Below are 20606 nucleotides of genomic sequence, written 5' to 3' on the forward strand. Positions count from 1 at the left end.
AGAGGGGCTTTACTTCAAAGCATCCAGAACCTGAAACAACTTTCTGCTAATTCCAGAGCCGCTATAATTATTAATGTTAATGACCGCAATATACTTACTTCCGTTTTTGGCCGTGTAATAGCCTGCATAGGCCGTTACATCGTTAATATTTCCACTTTTGATATTCATCCCATTATAATCTGGAAAAGAGTTGAGGTAATCTGAAAACCAACTTTCTTTTTGTGCTTGGAATAAAATAGATGCCATTGCCATGCTTGTTACTCTGTTGGCAGGCGATAAGCCGCTACCATCAATCATATTTAGCGCATTTTTATCAATGCCTTTAGCCGACCAAAAGTCGATTACTGCTTTTGCTCCATTTTTGGTACTAGCTTCTTTTCCTTGTTTGTAGGCAAGGGTTTTTATCAATTGCTCACCGTAAAGGTTGATGCTTTTTTTCTGGAACCAATACACCATCTGGCTTAAGGTAGGAGAGAAGATCGTTAATAGAGGTTTTTGCTCATTGCTGATTTGCTTCTTTTCTAACGCCAACAAACGAGCAGAGCTTGCATTTTTAGTGCATTCAATGTTTAATTTTTTCAAAGTATCTTGTAAACGATAAGCAACATCAAAAGCAGCATCTGGTAAGGCTAAAGAAATGCCAGATTTTTTGATTCCCATACCCCAAGTGCCTCTAATGTACCCAATGTTGGTGTAAGGAGGTAGAAAACCATAAGCATTATCGCCCGTACCGCTAGCTCCAGTTGTCAATTCGTTTACCAACTGGATGTAGGGCATTTGAGGTACAGTTTTTACAAGCTGAACCTCACTTTCTACACTTGAACCTGCTCTAAGATGTACGTCAAATTGATTTTCACGCCAGCAGATTGAACCAGCGCCAGCACCGTAATAGTTACCTATGTCTTGCCAAATCCAGCCAGTTGGAATAGTAGAAGTACCGAAAGCACTGTCGTCACTAACCACACTTCCTTCAATTTTTTTAATACCAGCCGCTTTAATTGCAACAACCCATTGATTTAAGATGTTGTTTTCTTTGGTCTGTTCGTAGCGCCACGAACCTAAGGTGGGGTCACCCGATCCTGTGATGATAATATCGCCCTGTAGGGTTCCCTCAGCTGTGATTTTTCCTGTGTAAGAAAGTTTGGTTTCGTAACGAAAATCCTTACTTAAATTATAGAAAGCGGTTGCTGAGGTAATGGTTTTTAGCGTTGATGCAGGAGCCAAACCAATGTTTTCATTGTTCGCAAAAATTACTTTTCCTGTATTGGCATCGAGTATGCAAAGTGAAGTGATCGCATATTTCGCTTGTTCATCTTTCACTAATATTTGATATGCTCTTTCAAGTTTTTGAGCAGTGGTTTGTGCGTTTACAATTTGTGGTAGCGCAAATAACAAAAGGTAAAGAATTCTTTTCATCAACGTGTAAGGGATTTTTTAAAATTATCTTTAGATATAACTCCCAAAAGCAAATTTTATGATTTTGGAAATTGACTTGCAGTAACTTCAGGAATAACAACCAATAAATCAAAACCTTTGATAATGCGTAACAATTTGATATCTGTTATTTTTATTTTTCCATTTTCGATGGCTCTTCTAATTGGAGCCATATCGAAACATTGCCATTCATTTCCATTAATTAATTTAAAGAACGGTTTCAGTGATCTTAAAAAACCTTCGTTTTCATCAATCTTTGACGCTGGAAATCCTTGGAATGGAGAAGCCTGCATTCCTGACTTGCCCACAATAACAATATGCAGAGAATTGGTGAATTGGCTGTCGGCAACGTTGTTGACTAAGTTGCCAATATCATATATTTCTAGCATGCTTTCACCTTTAGATGCATGATTTGCACCGTATTTGTATAGATTTTTTTTACCTACCCAATTATTGTAATCCGCCATTAATTGATTTTTCATCAACTGTATGCGTAGGTGGTGGTTTTGAGATTTGTAAATTTCAGCAGTTAGCTTCAAAGCTGCTACTATTTTATTTTCTTCGCTACTTAGTTTTAGCTTAGTAAGCTCATCAATTTTCTTCCCAAAATCTTCTGTGAGTAGATAAAACGGTTTTTTCTGATCCTTTAGAAAAGCCGAAAAATGCGCTTTGGATTGATCTCTAATGCTTTCATAGATTTCTTTAGCTCTTTTGTTTTTTGTCGATTGCATTAGCTCATTACAAATCAGGCGATCGGCCACTAATAAAATTTGATCTGTACCGCGAATATTAGTCTTTCCGTTTACCAACTGTTTAAGCAGGTTAAATTCTGATTCGAAAGCATAGAAAGAAAAAGTATTTCCGTAATCAGCTTTATATTTTTTCAGTGCATCTGTTGAAAGCGTATTAATCTTTTGCTCAAAAATATGCGCCGTAAATGGATCAATCTCACAGAAGAAATTATCAAATTTAATTTGCTCGGCAATTTTTGACACAAAGAATGGAATCTCGTCTGTGAAATGATCCTCGCCAATTAACACATTACTACTTCCTTTCGCTTTTTCGATGATTTTATCCCAGCCCAGTCCCTTTAGTTGATTTACATCCTTTGTAAAAGTCGTTTGATTGTTTTTTGCTAGAGCGGTAATTAAGCTATCTTGAGCAAAAATGCTTAACGTATTAAGTAGGCAAGTCAAAATGGTTAATGCAATGATTTTTCTTATCATCATAGTTTGGTTGTTCGAAAAGTTTAGTCGAAAAAAAAGTGATGCTATTCACATCACTTTTCTATTACCTTTATAAAGCTTATACAAGCTTGTTTGCTACTAGATACTCTGCAATCTGTACAGTATTTGTAGCCGCACCTTTACGCAAGTTATCTGCAACAATCCACATGTTTAACGCTTTGTCGTGAGATTCATCTCTACGCAAACGACCTACAAATACCTCATCTTTCTCATGAGCATCTTTAGGCATTGGATATTTTAGATTAGCTACATCATCTACCACGATTAAACCTGGTGCTTCTTCCAAAATTCTACGAACATCAGCCAAATCAAAATCGTTTTCGAACTCAACGTTAACCGATTCTGAGTGACCACCCATTACAGGGATACGTACTGTAGTAGCCGTAACGCGAATGGTGTCGTCGCCCATGATCTTGTTGGTTTCTTTCACCATTTTCATTTCTTCTTTGGTGTAACCATTATCGGTAAAAACGTCGATATGAGGTAAAACGTTTAAGTCAATTTCATATGGATAAGCTTTTGGTCCGTCGATACCTTTACGCTCATTCATCAACTGATCTACCGCTTTTACACCAGTACCTGTTACCGATTGGTAAGTAGATACCACCACACGTTTGATTTTGTATTTTGCATGTAATGGTTGTAAAGCTACCACCATTTGTATGGTAGAACAGTTTGGATTGGCAATAATTTTATCTTCTTTGGTTAATACATGTGCATTTACTTCAGGAACAACCAATTTTTTGGTAGGATCCATTCTCCAAGCAGAAGAATTGTCAATTACTGTAGTGCCAACTTCTGCAAAACGAGGAGCCGACTCTAAAGAGGTAGTACCTCCAGCAGAAAATATCGCGATCTCTGGACGAAGACCAATAGCAGTATCAATGCTAACAATTGGATACTCCTTACCCTTAAACTTAATTAACTTACCAACGCTCTTCTCAGATGCTACTGGGATTAATTCGGTTAAAGGGAAATTTCTTTCTTCCAATACTTTTAACATTACGGTGCCTACAAGTCCTGTGGCGCCTACTACTGCAACTTTCATTTTTTTTGATTATTTATATTATATTTAAATTAAATGTTCATTTACCAAATATGAGAAAAACTTTAGTCTTTTTACTGTTATTCTGCACTAAACTTACTTTTGCTCAATTAAATGACAATTTTAGTGATGGAAATTTTACATCGAATCCAACATGGGAAGGCTCTACCACTAACTTTCAGGTTATAGACGGAGTTTTAGCCTCTAATGGACCGCAAGCTACCAGCACATTATATCTTTCTACCCCAAATTCACTGTCAGGAGATACCGCTTGGGAGTTTTTAGTGAATTTAGCTTTTGACCCAAGCACAACAAATTATCCTCGTATCTATTTGATTTCCAATCAGCAGGATTTATCTGCTACCACTGGTAAACAAGCTTATTATTTACAGTTGGGTTCTAGCACTGGTGCAGAAAATTTTTCATTGGTACGACAAAATGGAACAACATTAACTACCATTTTAAATCTACCAGACAAAGCCAGAACTCCAGTTAGCAGTGTGAATGTACGGGTAAGGGTAGAACGTTCTGCTAGCGGGAGATGGGCAATTTATACGGATTTTACAGGTGGAGGAAACTTTACATACGATGGAGGTGTAACCGACAATACTTACACCAATACTTCTTATTTTGGAGTGTACTGTAGATACAGCACGGCGTCTCGTTACAATATGTTCAAGTTTGATGATTTTAAAATTGAACCGTATATAGATACTGTTGCTCCAAAGCTAGTAACTGCGAATGTCATATCGTCAACCACTATTCAGGTAAGTTTTAGTGAGCCTATTCTGGAAGATTCGATGCTAGATGTAAATAATTACCATATCAATAATGGCATTGGTAAACCCTCGCAAGTGCAATTGGGTGGTGCTGCTGGAAATAGCGTCGTGCTAACAGTTGCTAACCCTATAATGCCTAGTGTAGAAAATATGCTTACCGTCAGTCACATAGCAGATTATGCTGGAATTGCTATAGATCCATCAGCTAATAGTGCATTAATTTTGCTGCCGGGAAAAATTGAGGCGAATGATATCTTAATTAGCGAGATACTTTTTAACGTTAAAACTGGAGGTGCTGATTTTGTAGAGATTTATAATCCTACAAATAAAATACTAGATTTAAAAGAACTCACTATTTCTAACCCATCAGCTAGTGGAACTACAGGTACTACCAAGAGAACAATTTCTACTTCTTCCATATTGATAAGGCCTAAAACTTACTGGGTGCTAACAGCTAATCCAGAAGTTACCAAGCAACATTACGAAGTGAAATATCCTAGTCAAATGGTTCAAATTAATAATATGCCTACCTACAATAATGATAAAGGTACGGTGGCTGTTTGGGTAGATGATTTGGTTATAGATGAAATTGCTTACACTGAACAAATGCATCATGCTTTGCTAAAAGAAGTTAAGGGTGTTTCTTTAGAGCGGGTTTCGTTTGTTAAAAGTGGAAACGAACCAGGTAACCTGCAATCTGCGGCGGTTTCAGTTGGTTACGCTACGCCAACGTACCAAAACTCGCAAACCGATACTGGTAGTAAAAATTCGGTAGTAGTAGCTAATAAAACCTTTTCTCCAGATAATGATGGCTTCGAAGATTTGTTACAAATTGATTATCGCTTTCAAGAAAATGGAAATTTAGCGACTATTAATATTTACACAGATAAGGGAGTTTTAGTACGCCGATTAGCTAGAAATGTCACCTTGTCGACACAAGGAACTGTTAATTGGGATGGGCTGAACGACAGTGGACAGTTATGTAAAGTTGGTTTGTATGTAATCAAAGTTGATATGTTTAATACCAACGGTAATGCAAATCATTTCAAACAAACTTGTATCTTGGCTTCAAAACTGAATTGACAATCAATTTGGCTTTCTAAATTTCTCAGTAGCTTCTAAATTAATCCTAAAAAAGATGTCATTCTTTCTTTCGAAATTTTTATTATTCCTCATTCGTCCACTAGTTTGGGTTGCTGTACTTGCTATATATGGTTTGTTCTCCAAAAACAAGAAATATAAAAGAAGAGCTTACATTACTTCAATTGTCCTGCTATTATTCTTTTCTAATAAGTTTATTTTGGGGCAAGTTGCGAAATGGTACGAGCCTAAGTCTCCAGTTTTAAGTCATTATGATATTGGTTTGCTTTTAGGAGGATTCTCTAGCTTCAACGAAGAAACACAATCTTTAAAAGCTGAGTTTTCTGGTGATAGGCTAACTCAAACGATCAAGCTATATCACCACGGTAAAATAGATCGAATTTTGATGAGCGGTGGAAGCGGGAGTTTTTTAGAGAGAAATCAGCCAGAAGCATTATACACTCAAACTTATTTAAAGGCTATTAAAATTCCAGATAGTGCGATAATTATAGAAAAGCGGAGCCGTAATACAAAAGAGAATTTTATCTATGCAAACAAGATTTTGCAGGGATTGAATAAGCCAAATGCTAAAATTTTGGTAATTACCAGTGCATGGCATATACCTAGAACTAAATTGATTGCCGAAAAGCAAGGTTTAAAGAACTTAACTTACTATCCTACTAATTCCCTGAATGATAATTACTCATTTGAGGATTATATATTGCCACAATCTGGAGCTATTTTCGGATGGGAACTGCTGTTGAAAGAGTGGGTGGGGTATTTAGTAACTAAGTTAGGGATAACTTAAACAGCACCTAGTTCTTTAGCTGGTTGTCATTTCGAGCGTAGTCGAGAAATCTTCAGGGATGTATATTCATTTTATCCAATCCAAAGATTTCTCTCCCAGCGGTTCGGGACTAAAGCTTCAGTCGAAATGATGGAAACACTATAGTAATTTACCTTTAATGTAATCGATACTTGTTTTAATTGAGCTGATATGGTCAGGTTTGTAATTTGTCTCCTGCTCTAGATAAATGTGTTTCACACCAGACAGTTTAGCTTCTGCAAATATCGATTTGAAGTCAATAGTTCCATTACCAATCTCGGTATTCCATCTTTTGTTAGTTTTATCCATATCCTTTACATGCCACATTTTAAACCTACGAGGATGTTTTTTAAATATATCTATCGGATTTTGACCAGCAAAAGCTACCCAGTATAAATCTAATTCAAAATACACCAAATTAGGGTCAGTTTCAGCCAATAAGATTTCAAAACCCGTTGTATCGCCTTGCTTGTCAAACTCAAAACCATGGTTGTGGTAACCTACATTAATACCTGCTTGGATACAAAGTTCGCCAGCCTTATTTAAGCGCTCTGCTACTAGTTTATAATTGTTGCGTAAGTCATCTCCAAGATAGGGAGCTACCACATATTTACTGCCCAATACATTAGATGCATCAATGTAAGATTTGATATCATCTAGGTTTCCGGTTTTAATGTAGTTGTCGAAACCAAAGTGACCGCTAGGAGAATATAAGCCATTAGCATCTAATAATGCCTTAAAATCCTTAGGACTTAAGCCCCAAAAACTTCCGTTAGGTGCGTAGCCATAAGTTTCTACTTCTTTAAAACCAGCTTTAGCCACTTTCTCAATTACGCCCTTAACGTCTTTCCCAATAATTTCTCTTAAGCTATATAGCTGTATACCTACCGCCTGTTGTGCCGGAGCTAAGGCTTTAGTCAACGAAGGGGCTAGGGCTAAACTTGCGGCAAGTAAGCCAGTTTCTTTTATAAAATTTCTTCTTGTAGTCATCGTTAAACAGATTCTGTTTTAGTTTTGTCGTTAAATAATAAGCTGAATAGTAAGAACACTACAAAAGCTATGCCCGCAGGAATGCTCCAAATCATTTTCCAATCTTCCACACCGTTAGTTTTATAGATTTCGGTAATTTGACCAGCTACAATAAAGCCAATTAACATACCGACACCGTAAGTAGCTAAAGTAATTAAACCTTGAGCTGAACTTTTGAATTTATCTCCGGCTTTAGAATTGGTGTAGATTTGTCCTGATACGAAAAAGAAATCGTAGCAAATACCATGTAAAGCAATACCTAATATTAACATGAAGCTCAATTCTCCAGCGTTTCCAAAAGCAAATAAGAGGTAACGTACAGTCCATGCAAGCATACCTACCAAAATTGTCTTTTTAAAACCGAATTTCTTGAAGAAAACTGGAATTGCTAATAGGAATAACACTTCGGAAACTTGACCGATTGTCATCTTTCCAGTTGGATTATCCATGCCTATTTTTGACAAGAACAAGTTGGCATTTTGATAGTAAAAGGCTAAAGGAATACAAATCAGAATAGACGAGATAAAGAAAATTAAGAAGTTCTTGTCCTTCAATAATTTTAAGGCATCTAAACCCAGTATCTCTGATACTTTAATTTTCTCTGTTGATTTGTTTTTTGGAGGAGTTTTAGGCAACAGAAAGCTGAAAATTCCTAACCCTAATGATGCCACAGCCGACATTAGAAAAGTATTTTTCAATGCTCCATTACCCGATGCTTCTTGGGAATCCCAATGGAAGAAGTAGCTGATTAACACACCTGCCAAAATCCACCCGATGGTGCCCCAAATCCTAATGTTAGAAAACTCTTTTTCTGGGTCTCCCATTTGGTTAAAAGATACTGAGTTAACCAAAGCTAAAGTAGGCATATACAACACCATATATACAAAAACATATGGATAGAATACGCTAATGTCAGTTGCATTGTACATTTGATACATCAAAACCGCACCAATTAAATGTAGCACACCTAGAATCTTTTCTGCATTGAAATATCTATCCGCAATTAAACCGATGATAAACGGTGCAATAATGGCTCCCCAAGATTGAGTAGAAAATACCGAACCTATTTCTGGACCAGAGGCACTTAAGTTTTTATCGAGGAAAGTACCTAATGTTACAAACCATCCACCCCAAATAAAGAATTCGAGGAACATCATAAAGGATAGCTTGAAGCGAGTTGTTGAGTTCATGTTTAGTTTTTTGGTTTTTAGTTTATGGTTGGTTAGTTTTTTAGCAGGTAAAATTATACTGATACCTGACCACTAATTCCTGATCCCTATTTATAATTCTTTAATTTCGATGTTACGGAACCACACTTCGTCACCGTGGTCTTGTAAAGCGATTTTGCCAGTTTTGTAAGTTCCAAAGCCTTCCCATTTAGCAAATTTGCTGCCTGCAATTAGGTTCTTCCAGTTGTTGTCCCACATGGTAGTTTCAACTACTGTTTTGCCATTTAATTTAAGTGTAAGTTTGCCCTTATTACTGATGATTTCTGCTAAATTCCATTCACCAACTGCTTTTACAGGCTCGCTTTTGCTTTTGATCATGTCGTATAAATCGCCAGCACGGTGTTTGTTGATTTTTCCATCAGGATGACCATCGTTATCAATCACCTGCATTTCTGGTCCGGTTAAGTAAGTTTGTTTGTATTTCGAAACGTCTTCATGTACGAAGAAGATGATACCACTGTTGGCTTTTGGAGCTACTTTCCACTCTAATTTTAAATGGAAGTTACCATATTCCTTATCGGTTACTAAATCGCCACCATCATTGTTTTTTAATTTGGGGTCGAAATGTAACACGCCATTTTCTGCGTTCCAAGCTTTGCCTACAAAGTCTTTTCCATAAGTGTGCCAGCCAGTAGTAGTCTTTCCATCGAAAATAGGAGTGAAGCCTTTTTTCTTTTGTGCGTTTACGCTAAGTGAAGCAACCATAAATGCTGCTATTAATATTTTTTTCATTTGAATTTTTGTATTTGGCTATTATCCCCGTCATTACGATGCCGATTTTTCATCGGGAGAGAAATCTAGCATATAGTACGTTATTTGCTAGATTTCTCCTCGTTTCTCGTCGAAATGACGGTATATTGTATAGCTTTTAGCTAGCTTATTATTTCTCTCCCAATTTCCAACCTTCGCGGTAATCTCTTTTTACAAATTGATTTACATCGTCGAAGTTGGTTACTTTCATCTGGTCGTTATCCCATAAAAGTTTCCTATATCTTCCTGGGTAAGATACCTTTCCTTTGTCGTCTATTCTTTTTACATCAGCAGCTCTAATCGCTAAGTTTGCCATCAATAAACTTTCGGTTAAAGGGCCTGCAATCTCGAAAGGAGAACTCAATTCTTTCTTTCCATAACCGGCAATACAACCTTCTACCCATTGTCCATAGTGACCATTAGCTTGACCAGGAACACGGGCAAATTTTTGTGCTACATTTAAGTTTTCATTACGGGAAAGAGGAAGTAATCTCGCTTTATCACCGTAAGTGTTCGACATCATTTTACCTTTGGTACCAATAAATAAGGTTCCGTTACCACCATCACCAAATAACTCGTTAGCACCTAGTTCTTCTGGGCGGGTAGGCTGAATACCTCCGTCCATCCAATGTACGGTAATTTCGCCCTGTGTTTTATCTGTTTTAGGGAATTTTAAGGTTACATGACTAGAAGGAGGGCAGCTTTCAGGGTAATATCCTCGTTTAAACGAATCATAATAAACTGAACCGACACTAGCCTCAACTTCTGTAGCATATTTCAAATTCAATACACTGAAAGGAGCTTCCAATAAGTGGCAGCCCATGTCGCCCAAGGCACCAGTTCCGTAATCCCACCAGCCACGCCAGTTAAAAGGGACTAATTTTTCTACGTAATCTTTATAAGGAGCTGTTCCCAACCACAAATCCCAATCTAAATCTTTTGGAACATCTGCTTTATTTGCCGACCAAGGAATACCCTGTGGCCAAACTGGTCTGTCTGTCCAAGCATAAATCGTATGAACGTCCCCAATTAAACCAGCATCGTACCACTCTCTCAATAAGCGAGGGCCATCATTACTTGCCCCTTGGTTACCCATCTGCGTAACCACTTTGTATTTTTTTGCTGCTGCGGTTAAAATACGGGCTTCATAAATATCGTGAGTTAATGGCTTTTGAACATAAACATGTTTACGCAACTGCATGGCAGCTAAAGTTTGTATCGCATGGTTATGGTCGGGAGTTGATACCGTAACTGCATCGAAATGCTTGTGTTCTTTATCAAACATTTCTCGCCAATCTTTGTAGAATTTGGCTTTAGGGAAACGTTTCAAACTGGTTGCAGCTTGACGAGTATCTACATCACACAAATACGCAATTTCTGCTTTTCCACTTTCGTGAATTAATCTCAAATCACTATCACCTTTTCCACCTACACCAATACCTGCTACAATTAATCTATCACTTGGCGCTAGAAAGCCCTTGCCACCTAGTACGTGACGAGGTACAATGGTAAACGCAGCAGTAGCCACAGCTCCCATTTTGAGGAAGTTACGTCTACTTTGGTTGTTGTCTTGGTTCATATATTTTGGTTTTTGGTTGGTTCATTTAGTTCACTGGTTCAATCGTTCATCGGGTAATTACACGTAAAACTTATAACGTATCACCTAGAACTTATTTCTTCAAAGACAAGATGTATTTTGCCATCAATTTTGCATCGCTTGGTGATATTTTCGGATGCGGTGTCATCGGGATTTTGCCCCAAACGCCAGAGCCACCTTTAATGATCTTATCTGCTAATAAAAGCTGGTTCTTATCTGTGTTTGGATATTTTTTTGCGATGTCTGTATAAGAAGGGCCAATTAACTTATTGATTTTGTGGTGACAACCAATACAGTCAGATTTGTTGATTAATAACTCGCCGCCACTCATTTGCATGGTCGCAATTTTAGGTATTGCAGGTGCATTGATGGTTACAGCTGGCTCTGTTTTTGGCTCAGGTTTAAACGCTGATAATGAAGCAACAAAAATTGAAGTTACTCCAAGAATTAATAATGTACGTTTCATGTGTGTGTGTGTTGTTTAAAAGAAATTAGGTTAAAAGTTACGAGTTAAAAGTTAAAAGCACTTATAACCCGAGTATTTTTTTGTTAAAAGCAGCATCACTTCCAGCGGCTGCAAAGTCATCAAAAGCTTTATCTGTTACGTTAATGATATGCTTTTTAATAAATTCGGCACCTTCGCGAGCACCATCTTGTTGGTTCTTAATGCAACATTCCCATTCCATTACTGCCCAACCTTTAAAATCGTATTGTGCCAGTTTACTGAAAATGGTCTTGAAATCTACTTGCCCATCGCCTGGTGAGCGATAACGACCAGCACGGTCTGCCCAGCCTTGATAGCCGCCAAAAGTTCCTTGTCTTCCTGTAGGATTAAACTCTGAATCTTTAACATGGAAAGCTTTGATTCTTTCGTGGTATAAATCAATGTATTGGATATAATCTAATTGTTGTAACACAAAGTGCGATGGATCATAAAGCAAGCAAGCACGAGGATGTTGATTTACTTTTTCCAAGAACATTTCGTATGTGATGCCGTCAAACAAATCTTCTCCAGGGTGAATTTCGTAACAAACATCTACACCACAGTTGTCAAATTCATTCAAAATAGGCAACCAACGTTTGGCTAATTCCGTAAAACCTTCGTCAACTAAACCCTCTGGGCGTTGCGGCCAAGGATGGAAGAACTGCCATAACAATGAACCGCTAAAAGTAGCATGTGCATTTAATCCCAGATTTTGGGAAGCTTTAGCAGCATATTTTAATTGTTGTATAGCCCACTCCGTACGTGCTTTAGGATTGTTCTTTACCTCTGGTGCTGCAAAAGCATCGAACAATTCGTTATAGGCTGGATGAACTGCTACCAATTGACCTTGCAAATGCGTAGAAAGTTCGGTTATTTTTAAGCCATGAGCGGCTACTTTTCCAGTAAGTTCATCAGCATAAGTTTTACTTTCTGCTGCTAATTTCAAGTCTATAAAGCGACTATCTAAGGTTGGCATTTGTATGCCTTTAAAACCTAAATCAGCAGCCCATTTACAAATAGAATCTAATGAGTTGAAAGGCGCTTCATCACTAATGAATTGTGCTAAAAATACCGCAGGTCCTTGTATTGTCGTCATTTTTTTGGTTTCTTTTTTCAGTTTATGGGTGATAGATGGTCGCAAATAGCTATCCTGTCGATAATCCATCAGCCATTATCTTCATTTACACTATAAAATCATGCCATTTCTTATCCGATTCATTAGATGCTACGGCATTTTCAATTAATGCCATCCCTCTTACGCCGTCGTAAACGCTAGGGAAATCTAACATTTGCGGTGTAGGCTCTTCGTTGTTCAACTTTGCGGCTAAGGTTAAAGCAAAGTTTCTGTAAATGTTCGCAAAAGCTTCTAACAATCCCTCTGGATGACCGCCTGGAGTTCTGGTATTGTGCTTTGCAAAATCTCCTAAGTAACCACCGCCAGCTCTGTAAATTTCAGTAGGTTTATTTAACCATTTTACAAGCAAGGTATTTGGCTCGTGCTGGAACCATTCCAATCCGCCTTTCTCGCCATAGATTCTGATGTTAAGTGCATTTTCTTCACCAGCTGCAATTTGCGATGCAATTAGAACTCCATTTGCGCCATTATCGAATTTCAACAAGATATTTCCATCGTCATCAATAGTTCTACCTTCTACTACGATATTTAAATCGGCACAGATTTGAGTGATTCTTAAGCCAGAGATATATTCTGCTAAATGAGCTGCATGAGTACCAATATCACCGATACAACCACTTTTGCCCGATTTTTTAGGGTCTGTACGCCAAGCTGCTTGTGCGTTTCCTTCTCGCTCGCTTAAGGTACTTAGCCAACCTTGAGGATATTCTACGATGATTTTTCTGATTTTACCTAAAGCACCATCCTTCACCATTTCTTTAGCTTGCTTCACCATTGGGTAACCAGAGTAGGTGTGGGTAAGGCATAAAGTTAAACCAGTTTCTTCAACCTTCTGTTGTAGCAATTTCGCTTCTTCCAAAGTTAAAGTCATTGGTTTTTCGATTACTACGTTAAAGCCATGCTCTAATGCCATCATTGCAGGTGCGAAGTGGGCGAAGTTTGGTGTAACGATCGTGATGAAGTGAATTCTTTCATTTTCTGGAAATTCACTTTCCTTTTTAATCATTTCTTCGTAGTTCAGGTAGGTTCTGTTTTCTGGTAAAAACAACATCTTTCCTGATTCTAAAGCAGTTTCTGGATTAACACTTAATGCTCCACAGCAAAGTTCAATCAATCCATCCATATTAGCAGCGATACGATGAACAGCGCCGATGAATGCATCTTTGCCGCCGCCTATCATGCCCATTCTTATTTTTTCTTTCATAAATCTTTTAGTTAAAAGACCAAAGTTGAAAGACTAAAGCTATTTATCATTCGCTTTAGTCTTTGAGCTTTTCGCTTTCTACTTTTAAAGGTTTCCTTTTTTCAATTCTTTTACTGCAAAATCTGCTGCACGAGCTGTTAAAGCCATAAACGTTAACGAAGGATTTTGACAGCCAATAGAAGGCATACAAGCTCCATCAGTAACAAAAACGTTCTTCACTTCGTGCATTTGGTTCCACTCGTTAAGTACTGAAGTTTTAGGGTCTTTACCCATTCTTGCTGTACCCATCTCGTGGATAGCCATACCAGGATAGCAGTCGTTATCGTAAGTTTTAATGTTTTTAGCACCTGCAGCTTCAAGCATTTCGGCAGCGTCATTGATCATATCCTGACGCATTTTTTTCTCGTTCTCTTTGTATTCACAGTCGATAGCTAATACAGATTGTCCCCATTTGTCTTTTTTCGAGTGGTCGATATAAGCACGGTTTTCGTAATAAGGCAACATTTCACCAAATCCACCCATACCCATTTTCCAAGGTCCTGGTGTAGTCATTTTCTGTTTGAAGTCTGCACCGAAGGATAATTCGGCCACATCACTTTGCCAGTTTTGTCTTGATGCACTTCCTTGATAACCGAAACCTCTTAAATAATCGCGTTTATCGTTACCTACATTTCTAAAGCGAGGAATGTAAATACCATTGGCACGTCTACCGTAAGTGTAATATTTATCAAAACCTTCAAATTCGCCATTAGCGCCACAACGGAAATGGTGGTCCATCAAGTTATGTCCTAACTGACCGCTGCCGTTGCCTAAGCCATTCGGATGTTCGTCTGAAGTTGAGTTTAATAAAATAAAAGTAGTACCTAAGGTTGAACCATTTACGAAAACGATTTTAGCATAAAACTCCATCGTTTTGTTGGTTAGTGCATCAATTACTGCTACTCCTTTTGCTTTTTTGGTGTCCTTATCGTAGATGATATGATTTACGATAGAGTAAGGTCTCAACGTTAAATTTCCAGTTTCAACTGCTGCTGGCAGGGTAGAAGATTGCGTACTGAAATAGGCGCCAAATGGACAGCCACGACTACATAAATTACGATATTGACAATTGCCACGACCGTTGTGAGGTACCGTTAAATTGGCCACACGACCGATGGTTAACAGACGTTCGTTGCCCCATTTTTGCTTGATACTTTCTTTCACAGATTTTTCAACGATATTTAAATCCATTGGAGGAAGAAACTGCCCGTCTGGTAAGATACCTTCTAAACCCTCGTTTTGGCCACTGATACCAGCAAATTTCTCAGTGTAATCGTACCAAGCAGCTAAATCTTTATATCTGATGGGCCAATCGTTACCATAGCCATCTTTTGCATTTTCTTCGAAGTTCACATCACCAAAACGGTAACTCTGACGGCCCCACATCAACGATTTACCACCTACGTGAAAACCTCTGTACCAGTCAAATCTTTTTACTTCTGTATAAGGACACTCCAAATCGTTTACCCACCATTTTTGGTTTACTTCTTGGTAAGGATAATCTCTTTTTTGTACAGGGTGAGTTCGCTTCATTTCTTCTGTTAACCTACCTGCATGCTTAATTTCCCAAGGGTTTTTCATTGCGCCATCATAATCTTTAATGTGCTCAACGTCCATTCCTCTCTCTAGCATTAATACTTTTAAACCTTTTTCGGTTAGCTCTTTAGCAGCCCAACCACCACTTATTCCCGAACCTACAACAATCGCATCGTAAGTGTTTTCGGCTTTTAGATTTATATTTAAGTTCATTTTGTTTTTTCTGTTTTGTTTAGGGAAAGGGTATTTTAGGTAGCCCAAGATTTTTGACCAGGTTTAAGAGGGTAGGCTCCGTCATAACTGCCGGGGATCATTAAATATTCGCGGGCTTGGGTGCAGCCAATTTCTGAAGAGAAATAACCCAAAGAAGTAAGGTCTCTAACTACTGTAAAGAAATAAGTGATATCTGCTTTTTCAGGAAGTTTATTCTCCTTTTGGTCTAAAGTTTCCTGTCTAAGCGCCGCAAGCATTTTTTTGCGTTCTACTAGAGGAATTAATGCAAAACTCTTTTTGTAAGTTTTTTTAGCTCGGGCCTCAAAAGCTGCCAGCCCATTATAGAAAGATTGTTGTTGTTTAGCTGGGTAGCAGTCTCTTATCATCATAGGTATGAATTTACCCACGCCCGCTGCTCTTGCGCCAGGTGATGATTTGGTTGTAGGGATGATGACATCCGCAATTTCTGTTAGTGCCTTTAATTGCTCTGCCGAAAAACTAACTGCATTTTTTTCTCCTTCAGGTAGGGTATAACTGCTGAACAAGATATCCGTTGTTCCGGCAGAAATAGCGGTTCCTAAAAGGATAGCTACATTTCTGAGTGCTGCTCTTCTGTCCATATTATTGGTATATTTTGGTTTCTAAGTGTGAATTGTACACTATACAATTACGTAATATTAATAATTAAAATTTGAGTTATCAATGCTTGTGATAAAATTGGTACAATAATGCCATAGATTTTAACCTTTTTTATCAAACTTCTAATTAAATTTTACTATCGGTTTTTTAATATGGCTTGGTTTAAGATTTGAATGGCATCTAAGTGAATAATCTGTTGTGTTTCCCTATTGTTTATTACTAAAAGTAGTAATTGCAGTTATCGGTAAATGCTTTAAGGTCTTTAAATATTTAAAATTTCACTTTCATGCTTTGTTAACATAGCTTGTTTTCAACGTGCAATAAAAATAAAAGAATGTGAACTTTAAATGAAATTTATAATAACATTTTTAGCTGAATCGTAATAAAAAGTAATATTGTGAAAGTTGTTTTTATTTCACTAAGTTTTGCTTTACATAACTGAAGCTTTGTGCTATACTTTCGAAAGGATCTTTTTTAATCACATCCTGTTCTATAAAGATGAATTTATTACCTGCTAGTTTTCTATTCTCAAAAATGGTTTTGTAATCAATTCTGCCTGTTCCAACTTCGGTAAATACCTTGTTGTCAGTTTTATCCATATCTTTCACGTGCCACATGGCAAACCGACCTTCATTTTGTTTGAATAGCGTTATAGGGTCTATTCCCGCATTCACTACCCAGAAAATATCTAATTCAAACTTCAGCAATTTTATATCGGTTTCTTTAAGTAAGATATCAAATCCAGTTTGTTTATGCTCTAAGGTTGCAAATTCGAAAGCGTGATTGTGATAAGCTAGCGTAAGTCCGTTGTTTTTGCATAGTTCGCCAGCCTTGTTAAATAAATCTGCCATTTTTTTATATCCATCTACCGTACCGTTTTGCCTTACATTTGGCGCCATGGCTGGTATGGTGTAGTATTTTTGTGATAACGTATTGGCTACTTCAATTTGCTGCTTTAAAACTTCTGTATTGCCATCGGTTAAGTATTGTGTGGTATTGTAATGGCCACTGCCACTTTTTAACCCATAAGTTTTTAGCAGCTGAGCCAGCTCCTTTGCATCTAAGCCCCAAAAGCCTTTGCCCGACATTTTATCGCCGTAACCATAAAAAGTTTCTACCTGTTTAAAGCCTATATCTGCAATCTTTTTTAACGTAAGTTTTACATCTTGGTTAAGCTGTTCGCGAACGGTAAATAGTTGAATGCCGATGTCTTGTTTGCTATCTAATAATATGTTGTTGAAAATGGATGGGGTAATTAAGAGTCCGGCAAAGCCGATACCTGATTTTTTGATAAAATCTCTTCTCGAATTCATGACATTTAGTGTTAATAAAGCCGAACCCTAGGGTTCGGCTTTGCATTAAAATTATAACTAGAAGGAATAAGCTAAAGATCCGAAGAACGTTCTTTGCAATAAGGTTCTACCAATCATTAATGAGCCAGGAGCAACTTGACTGAAATCGCGGAATTGATCTCCTCTAACATCACCTTCGGTTAATACTCTGGCATCTGTTAAGTTATCTGCCCACACTCTAAATGATAATGCTTTGGTAAAGTTGTACCCAGCACCAGCTTTCATAACTACGTATGCAGGTAGTTTGTAGCTGTTACTAGGAGAGGTGTATCTGTTTCCGATGTAGCTAGCTGCAACAAAAACATTGAATTTTTTAACATCGTAAGTTGCAGAAAGTTCCGTGTTTAAAGATGGTACACGTTCTGTTCTTTTTCCAGTGAAACTGTAAACACGGTCGCCTAGTTCTGCCATCAATGCAGCGTTGGTTCTAGTCGAGGCAGAATAATCTGTATATCTAGAATCTTGGATAGTTCCAGTCCATCTTAAAGTAAGTGGATTTAATACTTTGTAAGAAATCTCATATTCTGCACTCCATGTTCTGGTAGAACCAAAAGCAATTAAAGTTTGAGGACCTGAGTTTGTTGTTGGAATGTTGTTAAATGCTAATGAAGTGTTTTTAATGGCTGAGTAACTTCCCGACGCAAAGATTGCTAAGTTGTTTTTAGCATACTTGTAACCAATCTCTGCTAAATATACTGGGCGCTCTTTAATGTTTGCAGCATTGTAAGCAGAAGCATTGTAATCGCCAATGTTCGGTGCATTGTAAGCTCTAGTTAATCTTGCGAATGTACTTGTCGTATTGCTTAATTTATAGTTAGCACCTAACGACACTGCCCAATTGGTTTCGGTTTCATCGTAATCTGTGTAACCAGCAATGGTATTTGTAGCAGAAGCCGAAATATTTGGCGTACCATTCGCATTTAATGCGTAGTAAGGTCTTTTACCCTTAACATTTTGATTATCTAACCTAGCTCCTAAATCTAACCTGAATTTTTCGCTGATTTTAATTTCGTCTCCACCATATACAGATAATGTTCTAGTGTCGCCGATAAATGTGTTTTTGGTAACAGGTGTACGGCCTTGTAACGCCGTTGAAGCCGCCGTTGTCTGTAAAATACGTGGATTCTCTTTGTATTCAGTTCTAGTAGAGAATACATATCTCTCATCATTTCTATTGTATTGATGAATACCTGCGCCGATGAAAATTGCATGATTTTTAACCTGTTTCTTCAAGTCTAAATAGTTTACGATTTGCTCGTCTCTATTTACCATGCCATTTGAATTCGCGGTCACTACATAATCACTAGAGTTGGCAGGTGCCATACTGCCATCTACATAGTAATATTGAGTAGCTGCATTACGTAGAGCGATGCCTCCAGGAGCAGAATAATGCGTATTAGTTCTAGTTTTTTGATACCTGAAGTTATTATTGATTTGCCATCCGTTATCAAAAGTATATTTAAACTGAGCAGCTCCAGAACCTAATTTGGTGTGCATACCATCTTCTAAAGTGAAGTTGAAAGTTTTACTGTTAGCGGGATCTGTGTAAGCCCATTTGGTATCAATTGGCGACATAGATTGTGTAACCATGTCGAAGTTTTTGTAAGTAGTTGGTTTTCCAGTACCGTCGTAAGGGTAGTAGCTGGTTAGCAAGAACTGAGTAACATCATTTAAGTATTTACCATAAAGTCTGATAAACCCTTTATTGTTTTTGAAACCGAAAGTCATGTTTCCTTTAATTTGCCCACCAACGTTTGCAGGGCTGTAACCAGGATCAACTACACCTTTATCTGTTCTGTAAAAACCACCAATGTTATACTTAACGTTGTCGCTGATTTTACCACCTGTGTTTCCGTCGAAACGGTAAAGTCCTTGAGAAAAACCTGTAGTAAATTTGAATGAGCCATATTGCTTATCTGCACCAACATAACTTAGGTTATTTACTACCGCACCTGGGGTGTTGTATTGGATAATAGATGCATTACCACCTCTAATCGCTTCGATATTTTGAATGGTTAAATCGGTTTTATAGTATTGGTCTACCGATGGATTGGTGTTAAATCCAGTAGGTAACAATGGCAAACCATCTTCTTGGATACCTAAGTAGATGTAACCACCAGCTTGAGGGAAACCACGTACCCAAACGTTACCTGGGCCATCACCACCTGTACTTTCTACCGTTAAACCTGGGATAGCTTTCAATAAATCGGTACTGTTAAGCGGTGCACGGTTTACGATATCTTTTCTACTTACCGATGTTAACGCCACACTAGATTCTAATTTAGTTTTCGGATTACCTCCGCCAGTTACTACCACGCCTTCTAGCTGCAAATTATCTTCAGATAGTGCAATATCCAGCGTTTTATTTTCATCTCTGATGTCTACAACCACCTCCTTAGAAATAAAACCAACATAAGTAACCACAATAGTATAACTCCCAGCTTCCAGTTTTTTGATAACGAATTTACCGTTGGCATCTGTGGTTGCTCCAGTAGTTGTGCCTTTGATTTGTACACTAGCACCCACAACTGGCCCGCCTTTTCCATCAGTAACTGTACCCGTAATTACACCATCTCTACGCATTTCGGGGCGAGGTAATATTAATCCGTTTTCTTTTGCAGCGCTGATAGAATATAATAAAATTCTGTCATCAACTACTTTAAAACCCACATCGTGAGGCTCTAAGTAATCATTTAATAAATCGCCGAGTTTTTGTTTGTTCGCATTTACAGAGATTTTTCTCAATGCATCGATAGATTTAGGACTGTAAACAAATTTTACGCTGGTTAGAAGTTCAATTTTATCTATAATAGATTTGATATTTTGATTTTTTGCAGAAAGCGTCACTTGCTTGTCTAAAGCGCCCTGAGCCTTCACATTGTAGGCAGAAGCGGCAAAAGAAAAGATGGTAAGAATTAAGAATTGGTACAAAGAAATTCGCATAGCAAGTTTAGCTAATGAAATAATTTCATTTTTTTTCATAACTTA

16 protein-coding genes are annotated in these 20606 nt (G+C 37.7%); 2 read left to right on the forward strand and 14 right to left on the reverse strand.

Annotated elements, in window-relative coordinates; translation table 11 throughout:
• Positions 1-9: 9 nt before the first annotated feature.
• The 3 genes from dacB to CRO54_RS15710 form a co-directional block, all read right to left on the reverse strand.
• A complete protein-coding gene (gene dacB, locus CRO54_RS15700) occupies positions 10-1416 on the reverse strand; it encodes a D-alanyl-D-alanine carboxypeptidase/D-alanyl-D-alanine endopeptidase (protein ID WP_097133012.1) in 1407 nt (468 codons plus the stop codon).
• Positions 1417-1472: 56 nt separating this feature from the next.
• A complete protein-coding gene (locus CRO54_RS15705; protein ID WP_179747348.1) occupies positions 1473-2660 on the reverse strand; it encodes a hypothetical protein in 1188 nt (395 codons plus the stop codon).
• A 79-nt stretch (positions 2661-2739) separates the two neighbouring features.
• Positions 2740-3729: an aspartate-semialdehyde dehydrogenase gene (locus CRO54_RS15710; protein WP_097133014.1), complete on the reverse strand. Its 990-nt coding sequence runs from the start codon at positions 3727-3729 to the stop codon at positions 2740-2742.
• Positions 3730-3779: 50 nt separating this feature from the next.
• On the opposite strand from CRO54_RS15710, the gene CRO54_RS15715 reads away from it, so the two are divergent.
• Positions 3780-5588, forward strand: coding sequence for a hypothetical protein (locus CRO54_RS15715; RefSeq protein ID WP_097133015.1), 1809 nt, complete (start codon positions 3780-3782; stop codon positions 5586-5588).
• A 55-nt stretch (positions 5589-5643) separates the two neighbouring features.
• Positions 5644-6393 (forward strand): YdcF family protein, encoded by a 750-nt coding sequence (locus tag CRO54_RS15720; RefSeq protein WP_097133016.1) that lies wholly within the window; start codon positions 5644-5646, stop codon positions 6391-6393.
• Positions 6394-6531: 138 nt separating this feature from the next.
• Here the strand turns inward: CRO54_RS15720 and CRO54_RS15725 are convergent, their stop codons facing one another.
• The 11 genes from CRO54_RS15725 to CRO54_RS15775 form a co-directional block, all read right to left on the reverse strand.
• A complete protein-coding gene (locus tag CRO54_RS15725; protein WP_097133017.1) occupies positions 6532-7401 on the reverse strand; it encodes a sugar phosphate isomerase/epimerase family protein in 870 nt (289 codons plus the stop codon).
• Between the two features lie 2 nt (positions 7402-7403).
• Positions 7404-8630: a nucleoside permease gene (locus tag CRO54_RS15730; protein ID WP_097133018.1), complete on the reverse strand. Its 1227-nt coding sequence runs from the start codon at positions 8628-8630 to the stop codon at positions 7404-7406.
• Between the two features lie 90 nt (positions 8631-8720).
• A complete protein-coding gene (locus tag CRO54_RS15735) occupies positions 8721-9401 on the reverse strand; it encodes a 3-keto-disaccharide hydrolase (RefSeq protein WP_097133019.1) in 681 nt (226 codons plus the stop codon).
• Between the two features lie 148 nt (positions 9402-9549).
• A complete protein-coding gene (locus CRO54_RS15740) occupies positions 9550-10998 on the reverse strand; it encodes a Gfo/Idh/MocA family oxidoreductase (protein ID WP_097133020.1) in 1449 nt (482 codons plus the stop codon).
• Positions 10999-11089: 91 nt separating this feature from the next.
• Complete coding sequence (locus CRO54_RS15745) at positions 11090-11482, reverse strand: c-type cytochrome (RefSeq protein ID WP_097133021.1); 393 nt, start codon at positions 11480-11482, stop codon at positions 11090-11092.
• Positions 11483-11543: 61 nt separating this feature from the next.
• Entirely contained in the window at positions 11544-12596 is a 1053-nt protein-coding gene (locus CRO54_RS15750) for a sugar phosphate isomerase/epimerase family protein (RefSeq protein ID WP_097133116.1), read from the reverse strand.
• An 85-nt stretch (positions 12597-12681) separates the two neighbouring features.
• Positions 12682-13839, reverse strand: coding sequence for a Gfo/Idh/MocA family protein (locus CRO54_RS15755; protein WP_097133022.1), 1158 nt, complete (start codon positions 13837-13839; stop codon positions 12682-12684).
• Positions 13840-13923: 84 nt separating this feature from the next.
• Positions 13924-15627, reverse strand: a complete 1704-nt coding sequence (locus CRO54_RS15760; RefSeq protein ID WP_097133117.1) for a GMC oxidoreductase — start codon at positions 15625-15627, stop codon at positions 13924-13926.
• A 35-nt stretch (positions 15628-15662) separates the two neighbouring features.
• Positions 15663-16247 carry a gluconate 2-dehydrogenase subunit 3 family protein gene (locus tag CRO54_RS15765; RefSeq protein WP_097133023.1) on the reverse strand — a complete coding sequence of 195 codons (585 nt, stop codon included), beginning with the start codon at positions 16245-16247 and terminating at the stop codon, positions 15663-15665.
• Positions 16248-16676: 429 nt separating this feature from the next.
• On the reverse strand, positions 16677-17579 hold the full coding sequence (locus tag CRO54_RS15770) for a sugar phosphate isomerase/epimerase family protein (RefSeq protein ID WP_097133024.1): 903 nt from the start codon (positions 17577-17579) through the stop codon (positions 16677-16679).
• A gap of 57 nt (positions 17580-17636) precedes the next feature.
• Positions 17637-20600 (reverse strand): TonB-dependent receptor, encoded by a 2964-nt coding sequence (locus tag CRO54_RS15775; protein ID WP_097133025.1) that lies wholly within the window; start codon positions 20598-20600, stop codon positions 17637-17639.
• Positions 20601-20606: the final 6 nt, after the last annotated feature.

It is taken from the genome of Pedobacter xixiisoli (genome assembly GCF_900215335.1).
Taxonomy (GTDB): domain Bacteria; phylum Bacteroidota; class Bacteroidia; order Sphingobacteriales; family Sphingobacteriaceae; genus Pedobacter; species Pedobacter xixiisoli.